This is a genomic window from Mycobacterium sp. AT1 (genome assembly GCF_002043095.1).
Classification (GTDB): Bacteria; Actinomycetota; Actinomycetes; order Mycobacteriales; family Mycobacteriaceae; genus Mycobacterium.
Map to the genome: position 1 here is coordinate 1 of NZ_MVOC01000036.1, position 13,631 is coordinate 13,631.

Genomic DNA, 13,631 nt, shown 5'->3' on the forward strand with positions numbered 1-13,631 from the left:
GCCGCCCTGATGGCCAAATTACGCGGCGCCACCGAACACGCCGACCCCCTCGAAGCGCTCACCGCCCAGGAGCGCATCCTGCTCGACCTACTCGGCGAGGGCCTGACCAACAGACAGATCGCCGCCCGAATGTTCCTCGCCGAGAAGACGGTCAAGAACTACGTCTCACGCCTGCTGGCCAAGCTCGGCATGGAACGACGCACCCAGGCCGCGGTCTTCGTCTCGAAGCTCGACCGTCCCACCCGCGTCGAGGAATGAACCGCGCCAACGCATTCCGTCTAGAGCGAAGGTCTCCATGGGGGATGCCGTCCCGGTGAGGCCCGATGGCATGCCACAGAGGACCAACGGCCCCTGTCAGATCCGCCGGGCAGAGCTAGCGTAGGCGCGTCACCGGACCCTCCCCCCGTTCCGAAGGGACCCGACCATGCCCATGCCGCAGTCGTCCGCACCCGTTGTCGTCGGAATCGACGGTTCGGCAGCGGCACTCGAAGCGGCCCGATGGGGAGCCGCGGAGGCCATCAGTCGCACCGTGCCATTGCGCTTGATCCACGTCGTCGACGTCGAGGCCGATCTCGATCCTGACTTGGACGAAGATCCGGCCGCCGTCGCCAGCGACTGGCCCGAGACGACTCATGGATTGCAGGCTCTGGCCGCGGCCTCAACTGCCGTGCACGACCTTGGCGGGCCCATCAGCGTCGAGAGCCAAATCGTCTACGGTGAGGTCGATTCGACGCTCGTCGACGAATCCGGCCACGCGTCGCTGCTGTGCCTTGGCTCCACCGGAATCACCCCCATCTGCCGACGTCTGTTGGGATCGACGGCTGCGACCCTCGCCGAAAGTGGCCGCTGCCCAGTCGCGGTCATCCGAACGCCATCCGACACCGGCACCTCGACACCCGATCCGCACTGGATCGTCATGGCCGTCCACGGCGGGCCCGACGACGACCGAATCGTGGATTACGCCCTCAACGAAGCACGCCTTCGGCGAGCACCCGTTCTCGCCGTGGACGTCTCACACAACGGTGACTACGCCAGCGATGCTGCAGACCTCCGCCACCGGGTGTCCCGTTGGCAAGAACACCATCCCTCCGTGCACGTCTACCCCGTACATGCGCCGGCCACCATCGCAGGCTTCCTCAGTCAACAGGACGATCTTCGCGTTCAGCTGGCCGTGCTCGGCTCTGCCGACGTCCGCCACGTCGTCACCATCCTGGGGTCGGACCGCGAGACGGGGCGGCCAACCAGTGGGTGCTCCGTTCTCGTCGTCCGCTGACGTTGACCAGACCGGTGCAGCGTGGGCACCTACGGCGTGGACCTCGACGACGTCGACGACTATTCAGGTGCCGGCACCACGTCCCGAGCGACCAGCACGGGAGCGTCCACCCACGCCACGACAGCCGAACTGACTGAACCAAGCATCGTGCGAGCCAGGCCGCCCCGTCCGCGGTTCCCGATCACGACGAGCTGAGCTGACCCGGCCCTGTTGATCAGTTCGGTGGACGGGTCGCCGCTGACAAGTGACGAGTGCGCTTCCACACCGGGGTTGTCCCGCAAGCACGGTTCGAGCGCAGCCTGCAACATGTTCGTCGACCTGGCGGGTCCGAGGGCACCGTCGTCGACCACGTGTATTGCGACGAGCGACGTGGCGCGCAGTCGGGCCTCCTCGAACGCCAGCGCCAGCGCGACCGCGGAACTCGCCGAGCCGTCCACTCCCACCAGGACAGGCAGTCGGTTCACGTTTGGGTCGTCGCGGGGACCGGCATGTACGACGGCAACCGGACAGCGCGCATGGTGGAGGACACCTTCGGTCACGGGTCCGAGCAGACCGGGACCCAGCACGCCGGTGCCGCGAAAGCCGATCACGAGGCGGTCAGCCTCAAGGGTCAGCTTCGTCAGAGCCGCGACGGGACGTCCTCGGAGACGGCGTGTTTCAACACTGACCTCGTCACCGACTGCAGTACGCACCACGGCCTCGGCGTCAGAGAGGATCGTCTGCGCCTCGCGCCCACCTCCCCGCCACCGTGGTGCCACATACGCGAGCGTGACCGGCAGATGGCGTAGTGCGGCGTCGACGGCTGCCCATGCCGCCGCAGCGGTGGACGCCGCGGAGCCGTCGACCGCAACGACAACGGGTCGCGGCGTCTTCTCCAGTTTCACGTTGCCTCGCTTCTGGGCCGCCGTAGTCATCGCGGGGAGAATTCCGCGCACGAAACTCACGATGCCGCTTGGCCGGCACGGAAGCGAGGGTAGGAAGACCCCTTCTCGCCCGATGCGTCCCAGATCGACTGCTTGCCTGCCGAACGCTCTCTCGGGAAGTAACTTTCGACCCTAGAGCGTCTCGACGAAAGCCGGTCGACTGGAGCCATGGATCTCGAAGTCGACCGTGCGGCCCGCCACGACGGGATCGGTGATGGCGATGACGCCTCCCCCATCGTCGTGGGGGTCAACCGGTCCGTGGCCGCGCGCGCCGCGGCGTCTTGGGCTGCAATCGAAGCCCGAGACCGCGGCGTTGCGGTGCGGCTCGTTGCCGTCGTCGCCCACGCCTACGAGAGGACTCAGGCAGAGGACTCGATGCGCCGGGCCCGGGCAGCGGTCGAGCGGGTAGCACCGACGGTACGCATCGACGAGGCCATCCGGTTCGGCGATCCAAGTGACGTGCTCGTGGATGAATCTGCCTGTGCAGCAATGGTATGCGTGGGCACTCGGCACCGAATCGGTACGCCCTTGGAATCCACGGTCACCACGGTGGTTGAACGGGCACTATCCGCTGTGGCCGTCATCCGGCCCGAGGATTTCACCGGCCCCGCGGGCAGCGGAATCGTATCCGTGGTTCTCGACGACACGCCCGACAACGACACCGTGGTGGCCACGGCAATGAGAGAGGGCAGGCTACGAAACGCCGTCGTGCGTCAGATCGATCATCGGGTCGACAGCTGGGTGCGGCGGTTTCCCGACGTTGCCGTCGAAATCGTCGCCGACGGATCTGGGCAGGTGCCTTACGCATGTGATGGTGTCAGGCCACGACTGGCGGTCATGCCCCAGACCGACGCGGCGCGACTCGTCGGCGCGGCAAGCCCCTGCTATCACCCGATTGCCGGATATCCCGACTTCTCGATGCTCTTCGTTCCAACGGATCGGCCGCGTCATCACCCGGACGACGCAGCCCCGCCGAATCTCGATTCCAAGGAGCCCACATGAGTGAAATGAGAGCGCAAGCACGCGGTCGCGAGTACCCCGTCACCGTCGACGACGGGGTAGCCCTTGGGGACCAACGTGGTCAGGACCACGCCCAGCAGCGCGAGCCAGGGCGCGAAATCGCACGACCGGCAGTACACCGGTAGAGTCCACCGCCGCGGTCTTCACCGAAAGATTCTTCGATCAGCATTGCGACGTGTCTCGCGATCAGTTGCGATGGCTACCCAGGCAGGTGCGACGAATGTCAGCGCGTTCGTCAACCCGGTGTCGCGACGAGACATGTGCTGGTGTGTGACATCGGACGAAAGAATGACGTCATTGTGGTGCCGCCGCAACCCGATTGAGTATCGGTTACCGTCGGCTCACCAATACGTGGTCTAGATCCCGCCATGCGTGAACTACGAACATGATGGGTCGTGAACGCCAAGCCATGGAACAGGTAGCAACGGAATTCTGGGATCAGATTCAGAACCCCGTGGTGTACGCGCTCCCCGTGTTCGTCATCAGCATGGCCATCGAGGCGGCCGCCCTGCGCAGCGAGGCCCGGCCAACAGCCGGATACGTTCGGCCCGAGGCTCGATCGAGCATCATGATGGGCTTGGGATCTTTGGCGTTCATGTTCGTCTTCAAACTCGCGACATTGGTTGCCTTTTCAGTGCTGTACGTACAGCTAGCACCCTGGCAGCTGCCCACCACGTCGTGGTGGACATGGCTCGTGTTGATCATCGCAGTCGACTTGACCTGGTATTGCAATCATCGCTTTTCCCACCGAGTGCGCATCGGATGGGCCGGGCACCGCGCGCACCATTCGAGTGAATCCTTCAACTTCAGTAGTGCCGTGCGACTCAAATGGAATCCGTGGTCAGAGGCGATATTCTGGATGCCGTTGCCGCTGTTGGGATTTGCACCCTGGACCATCTACGTCGCCTACGGATTCAACATGATCTATCAGTTCTTCCTGCACACGGAACTGGTGGGAAAGCTGCCGCGTCCCTTCGAGTTCCTGTTCAACACCCCGGCCCATCACCGCATTCACCACAGTCGTCGCCCGGAGCACCTCGACAAGAACTACGGCGGCATCCTCATCATCTGGGACCGGACTTTCGGCACCATCGTCGACGGCGACTGCCATCCCGAATACGGGCTCTTCGAAGCAAAGCCCTTCGGCGAAGGGATCATGCAGATTCAATACGGCGAGTACGCGCGCATCGTCGCCGACGTACGACGCACCAAGTCGTGGCGAGAGCGACTCGCCTACGTCTTCGCTCCCCCGGGCTGGCGTCCCCGCGGCGCGGTGATGACGCCGCGAAAGCCGTTAGCATCGACCAGAGATTTCGCTAGCGGGGCGATGAGGAGGGATGACGGCGACTAAAGCACCTACCTCGAACCGGCAGAGGTGCGCAGAAAGAACTCGCACGACTTGCACGGACCGCTGCAGAATCGCTTCTGCTCTGGGTTTGGCTGGTGGTCCCGGCTGGTATCGAACCAGCGACCTTCCGCGTGTGAGGCGGACGCTCTCCCACTGAGCTACGAGACCGTGGGTGCACCGGCCTATCACCGGTGAACGACGACGAACATTATCACGCACGGGGGCCAGGCCCGGAATCGGCGAGCACCTTTCGCCGCCGCCGGGCTGCCACCCGACCATGCCCCAGGACCGCCCGGCTACCCGTCGCCCAGAAGCTCACCCGCATGGCCGGACGGGCGCCAGGGCGCCGGCCGGAGCCGCTGGCTGCTGCTCGACCGCAACCGGAGTACCGCGTGCGCTCCTGGTGGCGCACGGGTTGACGATCCACTCGCACCTGCCGATTCTTTTGATCCGCAACACATTTCCGTCGGGCCGCCGAGGACTGAGTCGCATCGAGCGGATCACGGCCGCGAACGGCGAAATCAATGCAGCCAAGACGCGGCCAAATCGAGTGCCCGAAACAACCAAGATCAGGCCGTGGCGTCGGGATTTGTGGTGCCGAGCTTCGATGCACTATCGTCGTGCTTCGCATAGAGCGACGAACTCGCTCGAAGCACGCGGACGTGGCGCAGTTGGTAGCGCACAACCTTGCCAAGGTTGGGGTCGCGGGTTCGAATCCCGTCGTCCGCTCGATGGTGCAGACGCATCAACCCCAGCGGTGGAGTGGCCGAGTGGTGAGGCAACGGCCTGCAAAGCCGTGCACACGGGTTCGATTCCCGTCTCCACCTCCAAGATGGGTCCCGCGCGATTAGCTCAGCGGGAGAGCGCTTCCCTGACACGGAAGAGGTCACTGGTTCAATCCCAGTATCGCGCACCAGCTTTACGTACGTTGGCAATGGCCACCAGCCACCTCAACGCATATCTGGGCTTCGCCCGCAAATCCTCGACTACGCAGGCAACGTGTCGCACGGCCACGGCACGTCGTTGGGACCCCGTCCTGCTCGAGTCCAGATGCACGGGCACCGACCGTTGCAGCGATTACCCGGTCCCCGTTCGTTTCCTTGGCGCATCCCGCCCGTCGATGCGCACGTCAGACTTTGATCGTGTTCCCCGAAACGCCGCGTGACTGCGCTGCATCGTGTTTGCTATCACTAGCCGCCGCGGTCGGGGTTCGACTACCAAGTCCGCTACTCCGGAGTGGCGTCGTCGCAGGCAACGTCGTGCCAATTGGTATGGCACGTGGTCCAACCGTGTCGCGGCGATACCTCGGCCGCGCCGGTCTGCCCCTTTGCCGCGACCCCAGGCACACCACGGCACTCCGACTGAGCGCGCAGGCACACAAAGCGAACCGTACGTACCTTTTGAATCATTTCACGAGAATTCGCGTACGGTGGAGCGCGGGACATCCGCAGTCCCCCCATTGCGGATTTCCAAGCCTTTGGCGGTTCACCTCCCCCCCGAATCGCCAAAGGCGCCCCCTCTAACCCTTGCCCGGATGGCCTCGTCGCGGACCGGAGCCCAGCCAATTCGTCGGCGCCCGGTTGGCAGCAGTTCAAATCTGTGAATCAAGCCTCGTGATGTTTCGGAGTTGACCATCGGTGGCATTCCAGAGCCAGGTTCGGACAGTGAACCGGACGTGATTCACACCGATGAGGAGTTGATTTTCATGAGCGCTTTGGACAAGGCAAAGAACAAGGTCGAGGACTTGGGCGGCCAGGCCAAGGAAGCAGGCGGCAAGGCGACCGGCGACAAGAGCACGGAGAACGAAGGCAAGGTCGACCAGGTCAAGGCGAATCTCAAGGATGCTGGCGAAAAGGTCAAGGACGCCTTCAAGTAGTCCCCGAGAACACCCTCGACTCGGCCCGTTGCCCCTGCGGCAGCGGGCCGATTCGCGTCTGCCTCCGATACTTGACGGCGCCGCCTCCGCGGTCTAACTTACTCGAGAGTAAATTCGCTGTGGGCTGACGTTCAGGGGACAAGTGACCGGTGTACTGCTGTACGGCTACCTCGGTGGCTGGATGCTGACGTCGTCGATCGCGGTATTCAACGCCACCAAGGCCCGGCTCTCACTAGGGCTGAGCATCGTGGCCGGCGCCCTGTGGCCGGTGTTCGCCTTGGCCGTCGCCCAGTTCGCGGCCATCGAACTGATAGCTGCCCTGTCGCGAGCCACGACCGGCTCGAAGACACCGCGGACGTCGAACGCTTTGACCCGCGACAGTCATCCATTTGCAAAGACGGTCTAAGCTGTTGGGCATGTGGGTGAAGAAGGCAACGACCGCAGCAGCGCTCGCGGTGGCGGTCATGGGCGCCCTTCCCGGCGTCGCCGCCGCCGACCCGACGACACCTGCCCCCACACCTGCCCCCACGCCTGCCAACGGACCCGCACCAGCGCCCAAGACCTCCGTCGATGCCGACGGCACCTACGCCGTGGGCACCGACATCGTTCCCGGCGTCTACACCTCCGCGGGCCCCGTCGGCGACGGCACGTGCTTCTGGAAGCGCCTCGGCGCCGACGGCGCCACCCTCGACAACGCCTTGACCAAGAAACCGCAGACCGTCGCGATCGACCCCACCGATCAATCGTTCAAGACCAACGGCTGCCAGCCGTGGCAGCTCACGGACGCACCTCCGCCGCCCCAGGCTTCCGGACTGGCGCCGGCACTTGCGGGGCTGCAGCTGCAGGCCTACATGGCACAACTCAACGCCAGGGCCGCGGCATCGGGACAAGCTCCGCCGCCGTAGCCAACGCCGGCGTCTGACACGATCGACGTCATGGCCGACCGCATCGAAGTTCAACGCTCCATCGCAGCACCCCCGGCGGACGTGTTCGCCGTCCTCTGCGACCCACAGGGGCACATCGCCATCGACGCCACCGGAATGCTCCAGGATGCGGACGGCGACGTCGTCACCGCCAGTGGCGACAGCTTCGTCGTCCACATGGATCGCGAAGCGCTGAACGACTTTCCGATGGGCAAGTACGACGTCACCGTGTCGATTACCGACTACGAGAAGGATCGGCTGATCGCCTGGACGATCCTCGGCAAGATCGAGCCACCGATCGGGCACGTGTACGGCTACCGACTCGAATCCGACGGCGACGCAACACTCGTCACGTCGTTCTACGACTGGTCCGACATCCATCAGAAGTGGCGCGACGCGGGCATCTTCCCCGTCATCTCCGAAGCGGCGCTCCGCGGCACGCTCGGCATCCTGGACCGGACGGTGCGCCGGGGCTACCCCCGCGGCTAGCTCCCATCGTCAACTCGGGGTTGACGAGTCCATTTCGTCAACCTACGGTTGACGCATGAGTGAACCCGTCAAGATCAGCCACCCCGTCCGCCTCGACGACCTCATCACCGCGATCAGGACCGTGCACGACGAGCCCCTCGAACAACTCCAGGGCGCCGTCCTCACCGCCGAAGCCCTCGGCGACATCGCCGACCACCTCATCGGCCACTTCGTCGACCAGGCCCGACGCTCGGGCGCCTCCTGGACCGAGATCGGCAAGTGCATGGGCGTCACCAAACAAGCCGCCCAGAAGCGCTTCGTACCGCGGGCCGAGACCAGTCCACTGAACCCGAACGACGGCTTCAGTAGGTTCACCCCGCGGGCGCGCAACGTCGTCGTCGAGTCGCAGAACAAGGCACACGCCGCCGGCAACGACGAGATCACCCCGGCGCACCTCCTGCTCGGACTGTTCAGCGACCCGGCGGCATTGGCCGCGCACCTCCTTTCGGCGCACGGCGTCGACGCCGGCGCCGCAGCCAAGGCCGCACCACTGCCCCCGAGGGCGGCCGAGGTTCCCTCATTGGTGCCGTTCAACGGACCCGCCAAGAAAGTTCTCGAACTCACCTTCCGCGAAGCACTTCGCCTGGGGCACAACTACATCGGCACCGAACACATCCTGCTCGCCCTGCTCGAAGACGAAGCCGACGACGGTCCACTGCACACCCTCGGCCTCGACAAGCAGGGTGTCGAATCCGAGATCGTCGCGGCGCTGAACTCCCTGACGACCACCGAACGGGAATGAAACGCGCGGCAATGCGGTACAAGAAGTCATGAACCTCGACGAATCCGCCCGTGCACTGATCGGTTCCGGCGCCGACGCCACGCTCGTCACCCTCAACCCCGACGGCAGCCCGCAAGTGTCGGTGGTCTGGGTCGCGTTGCAGTCCACCCCCGACGGTGACGAACTGGTCAGCGCACACCTCAGCGAGTACAAGAAGACCCGCAACATCCGACGCGACGGACGCGTCGCCGTCACCATCATCGGTCCGACGCCCCCCGGCCAGCAGGCCCCGTACCTGTCGATCACCGGAACGGCCCGCATCGTCGACGGCGGCGCCCCCGAACTTCTCACCGAACTGGCCGAGGCCATGCTCGGTTCCAGCGAGCACTTCCCACCGCCCAACTCCCCCGCCGGTCTGCTGACGCGGATCCGCGTCGAGAAGGTCGGCGGCATCGGCCCCTGGGCGTCCTGAGGACCGATCGCCTCCTCGGCAAGCGACCGGTGTGCGATCATGCGAGGCATGCGTCGCTGGTTCACGATGATGGTTGCCGGAGTGGCGGTCACGGCTGGAGTTCTCGCCTCACCCGCGCCAGAGGCCGCGGCGGTCGCCCCCATCGGCAGGCTAGGTGACGTCCTGCACGTGGACTACATGAACGTCGTCGCCGACGTCGCCGTCACCAGCGTGGATCTGGTCGACGTGCCGCCGGGCTTCGGCTATCCCCCACGCGGACCGCGCTACCAGGTGTACCGCGCCAACGTCACCGTCCACGTCGTCAAGGCACCCAATCCGTACATCACCTCGCTCTTCTTCGACTTCGAAGGCGTCACGCCGATCGCCGACGCCTACAAGCCGCGCAACACCGACGTCCCCGACGACCTTCGCGCCATGCTGCAGAACGCACCCCCGGGCTCCACCGTCAGTGGCGGCGTCTACTGGGACGTCTACCGCGACCTCGTCACCAACGTCGTGCTCCTCGACAAGGCCACCGGAACGCATCTCGCCCAGTGGAATCTCTACTGACCCTCGGATGACCGTCGAGGTGACACCGGCCGCCGAGGCCGACCTGACCGAACTCGCCGACGTCGCAGCCCGCACCTTCCCGCTGGCGTGCCCGCCGTCGACCAGTGCCGACGACGTCGCCGCCTTCATCGCCGAAAACCTCTCCGCCGAACGCTTCGGCGAGTACCTCGCCGACCCGGAACGGGTGATCCTCACCGCACGCGACGACCACCGAATATCGGGGTACGCCATGCTGATTCGCGGGGTGATCCCCGACCCCGACGTCCAACGGGCGGTGCCCCTTCGGCCCGCCGTCGAACTCTCGAAGATGTACGTGCTGCCCGACGCCCACGGCGCGGGCGTCTCGGCGGCACTGATGACCACTGCGCTCGACACGTCCCGTGCTCTCGGCGCGGCCTGTGTCTGGCTAGGCGTCAACCAGGAAAACCAACGCGCCCAACGCTTCTACGCCAAGCACGGCTTCACGGTCAGCGGCACCAAGACGTTCCGACTGGGCGGCCGCGTCGAAGACGACTACGTGATGGTGCACGCGCTCATCGCTCACCCGCGGCCGTCAGCGCCAACAGACGCGACGTCGCGCGCAGGTACTTCTTGCGGAACCCACCCGCCAACATCTCCTCGCTGAAGACGGTGTCGAGCTTGGTCCCCGACGCGACGACCGGAATGCCCGCGTCGTAGAGCCGGTCGGTCAGCGAGACCAGCCGCAGCGCGACGCTCTGGTCGTCGAGCGGATGCACACCGGTGATGAACACTTGCGCGACGCCCTCGATCAACGCCTGGTACCTCGACGGGTGCATCGTCGCCAGGTGAGCGCACAACGCGTCGAAGTCGTCGAGCGTCGCGCCCGCCACGCCGGCGGCCTCGTCACGCACCTCGTCGTCGGACGGCGGCACGGGCGCCGGCGGCAGGTCGCGGTGCCGGTAGTCCGGACCTTCGATCCGCACCGTGGTGAAAATGGCTGCCAGCGTGTTGATTTCACGCAGGAAGTCCTGCGCGGCGAACCTGCCCTCGCCCAGTTGTTCGGGCAACGTGTTGGACGTCGCCGCGACCGACACCCCTCGTTCCACCAGAGCCGAGAGCAGTCGCGAGATCAGCGTCGTGTTCCCCGGATCGTCGAGCTCGAATTCGTCGATGCACACCACCACGTACTCCGAGAGCAACTCGATGCACTCGAGGAATCCGAAGACACCCGCCAACTGCGTCAGTTCACCGAACGTCGCGAACGCCGCGGGACCGGCGTCGTCGGCGCTGAGCGCGTAGTACGTCGACGCCAACAAGTGCGTCTTGCCGACGCCGAAACCACCGTCGAGGTACACCCCGACCCCCGGCAACACCTCTCGCTTGCCGAACAACTTCTTCTTGCCGGCACGGCGCTGCACGGCCTGCTCACAGAACGCGCGGCACTTCTGCACGGCCGCGGTCTGCGACGGCTCGCCCGGATCGGGCCGATAGGTGTCAAAGGAGACATCGGCGAACGTGGGCGGCGGCACCAACCCCGCGACCAGTCGTTCAGGTGTCACCTTCGGATGCCGATCGGTGAGATGGTCGACGACGCTGGCCCCAGACATGAAGGAACTGTATCGACGTGCTGCAATGGTCAACGTGTCCGATCCCGATGCTGCGACTCAGCTCACAGAGCTAGGCCCCCTGGGCAGCACGTTCGACACCGACGACGGACGGCTCGCGGCGTTCTACTCCTACCCGCAGAACCTCGAGCGCTGCTGGGTGCGGGCCAACATGATCTCCAGCCTCGACGGCGGCGCCACCGACGACGGCAAGGCCGGCGGCCTGGCCGGCCCCGGTGACCGCGCCCTGTTCGCCCGCATGAGGCAGGAAGCCGACGTCATCCTGGTCGGCGCCTCCACCGTGCGCATCGAGAACTACTCCGGTGCCCAGATGTCGCTGGCCGAGCGCCGCGAACGGCAAGGCCGAGGCCAGACCGAGGTGCCCCCGATCGCCATCGTCACCCACGCCGCGGACTTCGAGCACGACGCCAGGATCTTCACCCGCACCGAGATACCACCCATGATCATGACCTGCCGCGAAACCGTGCCGGAGGCCAACGCCCGCTTCGGCTCGACCGCCGAGGTCGTCGACGCGTCCGGATCCCACACCGACCGCGTCGACCCCGCGGTGGTACTCGCGATCTTCGCTGAGCGGGGCCTGCGACGGGTGCTGTCCGAAGGCGGGCCGTCGCTGATCAGCCTGCTCACCGAACACGACTTGATCGACGAGCTGTGCGTCACGATTGCACCGATCCTGGTCGGCGGCACGGCCCGCCGCATCGCCTCGGGGTCGGGGGAAGCCCACACCCGGATGCGTCGATGCCACCTGCTGACCGACGACGAGGGCTATCTCTACACGCGGTACGTCAGGGACGGGCTGGGCGGGGAGTAGCTCGTCGATCGCTAATGTGGTCATCATGCGTCGGCATCCTCAGCTGCTCAGGGCCCTCTGTCTGCCCGTCGTCGCGGCTGTCGTCCTGGCCGGCTGCTCGCCGGGACTCGCCGCCAACCCCCGCTTCGCCACCGATGCGGGCGCCGGACCCCAAGGCGCCCCCGAGACGACACCGGTCGCCGCGGGGCCTCCCCCGGTCGAGGCCCCCAAGAACGATCTGACGTGGCGCGACTGCACGTCGCGGACGTTCGCTGCGGCCTCCGTCCCCGCCGTGCCCGGCGTGACTCTGGACTGCGCCACCTACGACGCCGACGTCGACTCGATCAACGGCGCCACGGGGACGCTCACCATCGGTGTCGTCCGCGCCAAGTCGACGGCCACCCCGGCAGACGCCGGGCCACTGGTCATGACCACCGGCAGCGACCTCCCGTCCTCGACGCAGCTGCCGGTGTGGCTGTCCCGCGGCGGCGCCGACGTGCTGAAGACCAACCCGATCGTCGCCGTCGACCGCCGCGGCATCGGCCTGTCGGGCGCCCTGGATTGCCGCGACCTGTTCAGCCGGCAGGAAATGCTCGACCAGGCGCAGTTCGAGTCCGGCAACGATCCCGTCGCCAACCTCAGCGCCGTCGTCCAGACCGCCACCCAGAGCTGTACCGACACCATCGCCCCCGGCGACTCCTCCTACGACAACGCGCACGCCGCCGAGGATCTCGAACGCCTCCGCAGCACCTGGGACGTTCCGACGCTCGCCCTGCTCGGCGTCGGCAACGGCGCGCAGGTCGCCCTCGCCTACGCGGGCTCACATCCCAACAAGGTGTCGCGGCTGGTGCTCGACTCCCCGCTGCCCCTCGGGATCGCCGCCGAGGCGAGAGCCGAACAGAAGGTCAAGGGTCAGCAGGCCGCGCTGACGGCGTTCGCCTCGCAGTGCGTCGCCTCGGGCTGCGCGCTCGGCCCCGATCCAAAGGGCGCCATCGACGCCATGCTCGCCGGCGCGCGCCAAGGCACCGGTCCGGCCGGCGCCTCGGTGGCCGCCCTCACCGACGCCATCGCCACCGCCCTGGCGTTCCCCCGCGGCGACTTCGTGTCGTCGACCGCGGCGCTGGCCACTACCCTCGCCGCGGCCCGCAGCGGTGACGTCGCCGGGCTCAACACGCTGATCAACCAGGCCGAGACGCAACGCGAGACCGACGGTCAGTTCGTCAACGGGTGCAGCGACGCGCTCAACCGCCCCACCCCGGACCGAGTGCGCGAGCTCGTCGTCGAATGGGGGAAGCTCTACCCCGAATTCGGCACCGTCGGCGCCCTCGACATGGTCAATTGCCTTGCCTGGCCCAGCGGTTCGACGCCACCCGATCCGCAGAACCTCAAGATTCCCGTGCTGCTTCTCGGCGTGCAGAACGACCCGATCGTCGGCAACGAAGGAGTGGCCGCAGTCGCGGCGACCATCATCAACTCCGGTGCGGCGAACCGGCGCGTGATGTGGCAGGGCGTCGGACACGGAGCCAGCATCTACTCCGCGTGCGCCGTCCCGCCGGTGCTGGCCTACCTCGGCACCGGCAAGGTTCCCGAGACCGACACGTACTGCCCCGCCTAGCTCGACG

At 66.3% G+C, this 13,631-nt stretch carries 17 protein-coding genes, 4 tRNA genes and 1 pseudogene; 18 read left to right on the forward strand and 4 right to left on the reverse strand.

The window, feature by feature from the left end; genetic code table 11:
- Positions 1-258, forward strand: a 258-nt coding sequence (locus tag B1790_RS16890) for a helix-turn-helix transcriptional regulator (protein WP_142271350.1), incomplete at its 5' end; no start/stop codon positions are given.
- A 166-nt stretch (positions 259-424) separates the two neighbouring features.
- Positions 425-1,273, forward strand: a complete 849-nt coding sequence (locus tag B1790_RS16895) for a universal stress protein (protein ID WP_079924440.1) — start codon at positions 425-427, stop codon at positions 1,271-1,273.
- Positions 1,274-1,332: 59 nt separating this feature from the next.
- On the opposite strand, the gene B1790_RS16900 is transcribed toward B1790_RS16895, so the two are convergent.
- Positions 1,333-2,187, reverse strand: a complete 855-nt coding sequence (locus B1790_RS16900; protein ID WP_079924441.1) for a universal stress protein — start codon at positions 2,185-2,187, stop codon at positions 1,333-1,335.
- Positions 2,188-2,328: 141 nt separating this feature from the next.
- Complete coding sequence (locus B1790_RS35025) at positions 2,329-2,541, reverse strand: hypothetical protein (protein WP_198952029.1); 213 nt, start codon at positions 2,539-2,541, stop codon at positions 2,329-2,331.
- A gap of 204 nt (positions 2,542-2,745) precedes the next feature.
- Between B1790_RS35025 and B1790_RS35030 the strand changes: the two genes are divergently transcribed.
- The 3 genes from B1790_RS35030 to B1790_RS16910 all read left to right on the forward strand — a co-directional run bounded on the left by B1790_RS35030 (position 2,746) and on the right by B1790_RS16910 (position 4,567).
- Positions 2,746-3,198 (forward strand): hypothetical protein, encoded by a 453-nt coding sequence (locus tag B1790_RS35030; protein WP_198952030.1) that lies wholly within the window; start codon positions 2,746-2,748, stop codon positions 3,196-3,198.
- Complete coding sequence (locus B1790_RS34705; RefSeq protein WP_158083829.1) at positions 3,195-3,341, forward strand: hypothetical protein; 147 nt, start codon at positions 3,195-3,197, stop codon at positions 3,339-3,341. Before B1790_RS35030 ends, B1790_RS34705 begins: the two co-directional genes overlap by 4 nt.
- 284 nt (positions 3,342-3,625) lie before the next feature.
- Positions 3,626-4,567: a sterol desaturase family protein gene (locus B1790_RS16910; RefSeq protein WP_079924442.1), complete on the forward strand. Its 942-nt coding sequence runs from the start codon at positions 3,626-3,628 to the stop codon at positions 4,565-4,567.
- 90 nt (positions 4,568-4,657) lie between these two features.
- On the opposite strand, the gene B1790_RS16915 is transcribed toward B1790_RS16910, so the two are convergent.
- Positions 4,658-4,732: transfer RNA gene (locus B1790_RS16915), tRNA-Val, on the reverse strand.
- 488 nt (positions 4,733-5,220) lie between these two features.
- Here B1790_RS16915 and B1790_RS16920 point away from each other — a divergent pair.
- From B1790_RS16920 to B1790_RS16970, 11 genes and pseudogenes are all read left to right on the forward strand, one after another.
- Positions 5,221-5,293: transfer RNA gene (locus tag B1790_RS16920), tRNA-Gly, on the forward strand.
- A 27-nt stretch (positions 5,294-5,320) separates the two neighbouring features.
- Positions 5,321-5,394, forward strand: a tRNA-Cys gene (locus B1790_RS16925).
- A gap of 11 nt (positions 5,395-5,405) precedes the next feature.
- Positions 5,406-5,480, forward strand: a tRNA-Val gene (locus B1790_RS16930).
- Between the two features lie 789 nt (positions 5,481-6,269).
- On the forward strand, positions 6,270-6,440 hold the full coding sequence (locus B1790_RS16935) for a CsbD family protein (RefSeq protein ID WP_079924541.1): 171 nt from the start codon (positions 6,270-6,272) through the stop codon (positions 6,438-6,440).
- Positions 6,441-6,582: 142 nt separating this feature from the next.
- Positions 6,583-6,846 carry a hypothetical protein gene (locus tag B1790_RS16940; protein WP_079924443.1) on the forward strand — a complete coding sequence of 88 codons (264 nt, stop codon included), beginning with the start codon at positions 6,583-6,585 and terminating at the stop codon, positions 6,844-6,846.
- Between the two features lie 10 nt (positions 6,847-6,856).
- Positions 6,857-7,345 (forward strand): hypothetical protein, encoded by a 489-nt coding sequence (locus B1790_RS16945; RefSeq protein WP_079924444.1) that lies wholly within the window; start codon positions 6,857-6,859, stop codon positions 7,343-7,345.
- Positions 7,346-7,375: 30 nt separating this feature from the next.
- Positions 7,376-7,852 carry an SRPBCC family protein gene (locus B1790_RS16950; protein ID WP_079924445.1) on the forward strand — a complete coding sequence of 159 codons (477 nt, stop codon included), beginning with the start codon at positions 7,376-7,378 and terminating at the stop codon, positions 7,850-7,852.
- 55 nt (positions 7,853-7,907) lie between these two features.
- Positions 7,908-8,633: a Clp protease N-terminal domain-containing protein gene (locus tag B1790_RS16955; protein WP_079924446.1), complete on the forward strand. Its 726-nt coding sequence runs from the start codon at positions 7,908-7,910 to the stop codon at positions 8,631-8,633.
- A 28-nt stretch (positions 8,634-8,661) separates the two neighbouring features.
- Entirely contained in the window at positions 8,662-9,084 is a 423-nt protein-coding gene (locus B1790_RS16960) for a PPOX class F420-dependent oxidoreductase (RefSeq protein WP_079924447.1), read from the forward strand.
- Positions 9,085-9,132: 48 nt separating this feature from the next.
- On the forward strand, positions 9,133-9,633 hold the full coding sequence (locus tag B1790_RS16965) for a hypothetical protein (RefSeq protein ID WP_079924448.1): 501 nt from the start codon (positions 9,133-9,135) through the stop codon (positions 9,631-9,633).
- Positions 9,634-9,640: 7 nt separating this feature from the next.
- Positions 9,641-10,159, forward strand: a pseudogene (locus B1790_RS16970) (N-acetyltransferase family protein); the annotation flags it as partial.
- 7 nt (positions 10,160-10,166) lie between these two features.
- Here the strand turns inward: B1790_RS16970 and zapE are convergent.
- On the reverse strand, positions 10,167-11,201 hold the full coding sequence (zapE, locus tag B1790_RS16975; protein ID WP_079924450.1) for a cell division protein ZapE: 1,035 nt from the start codon (positions 11,199-11,201) through the stop codon (positions 10,167-10,169).
- Positions 11,202-11,226: 25 nt separating this feature from the next.
- Between zapE and B1790_RS16980 the strand changes: the two genes are divergently transcribed.
- On the forward strand, positions 11,227-12,030 hold the full coding sequence (locus B1790_RS16980; RefSeq protein ID WP_079924542.1) for a pyrimidine reductase family protein: 804 nt from the start codon (positions 11,227-11,229) through the stop codon (positions 12,028-12,030).
- Positions 12,031-12,055: 25 nt separating this feature from the next.
- Entirely contained in the window at positions 12,056-13,624 is a 1,569-nt protein-coding gene (locus B1790_RS16985) for an alpha/beta hydrolase (RefSeq protein ID WP_079924543.1), read from the forward strand.
- Positions 13,625-13,631: the final 7 nt, after the last annotated feature.

Bases quoted from the DNA above. Each gene is read 5' to 3' on its own strand.
- B1790_RS16895 (WP_079924440.1), top strand. From the start codon at position 425: ATGCCCATGCCGCAGTCGTCCGCACCCGTTGTCGTCGGAATCGACGGT.
- B1790_RS16900 (WP_079924441.1), bottom strand. From the start codon at position 2,187: ATGACTACGGCGGCCCAGAAGCGAGGCAACGTGAAACTGGAGAAGACG.
- B1790_RS34705 (WP_158083829.1), top strand. From the start codon at position 3,195: ATGAGTGAAATGAGAGCGCAAGCACGCGGTCGCGAGTACCCCGTCACC.
- B1790_RS16910 (WP_079924442.1), top strand. From the start codon at position 3,626: ATGGAACAGGTAGCAACGGAATTCTGGGATCAGATTCAGAACCCCGTG.
- B1790_RS16935 (WP_079924541.1), top strand. From the start codon at position 6,270: ATGAGCGCTTTGGACAAGGCAAAGAACAAGGTCGAGGACTTGGGCGGC.
- B1790_RS16945 (WP_079924444.1), top strand. From the start codon at position 6,857: ATGTGGGTGAAGAAGGCAACGACCGCAGCAGCGCTCGCGGTGGCGGTC.
- B1790_RS16950 (WP_079924445.1), top strand. From the start codon at position 7,376: ATGGCCGACCGCATCGAAGTTCAACGCTCCATCGCAGCACCCCCGGCG.
- B1790_RS16955 (WP_079924446.1), top strand. From the start codon at position 7,908: ATGAGTGAACCCGTCAAGATCAGCCACCCCGTCCGCCTCGACGACCTC.
- B1790_RS16960 (WP_079924447.1), top strand. From the start codon at position 8,662: ATGAACCTCGACGAATCCGCCCGTGCACTGATCGGTTCCGGCGCCGAC.
- B1790_RS16965 (WP_079924448.1), top strand. From the start codon at position 9,133: ATGCGTCGCTGGTTCACGATGATGGTTGCCGGAGTGGCGGTCACGGCT.
- zapE (WP_079924450.1), bottom strand. From the start codon at position 11,201: ATGTCTGGGGCCAGCGTCGTCGACCATCTCACCGATCGGCATCCGAAG.
- B1790_RS16980 (WP_079924542.1), top strand. From the start codon at position 11,227: ATGGTCAACGTGTCCGATCCCGATGCTGCGACTCAGCTCACAGAGCTA.
- B1790_RS16985 (WP_079924543.1), top strand. From the start codon at position 12,056: ATGCGTCGGCATCCTCAGCTGCTCAGGGCCCTCTGTCTGCCCGTCGTC.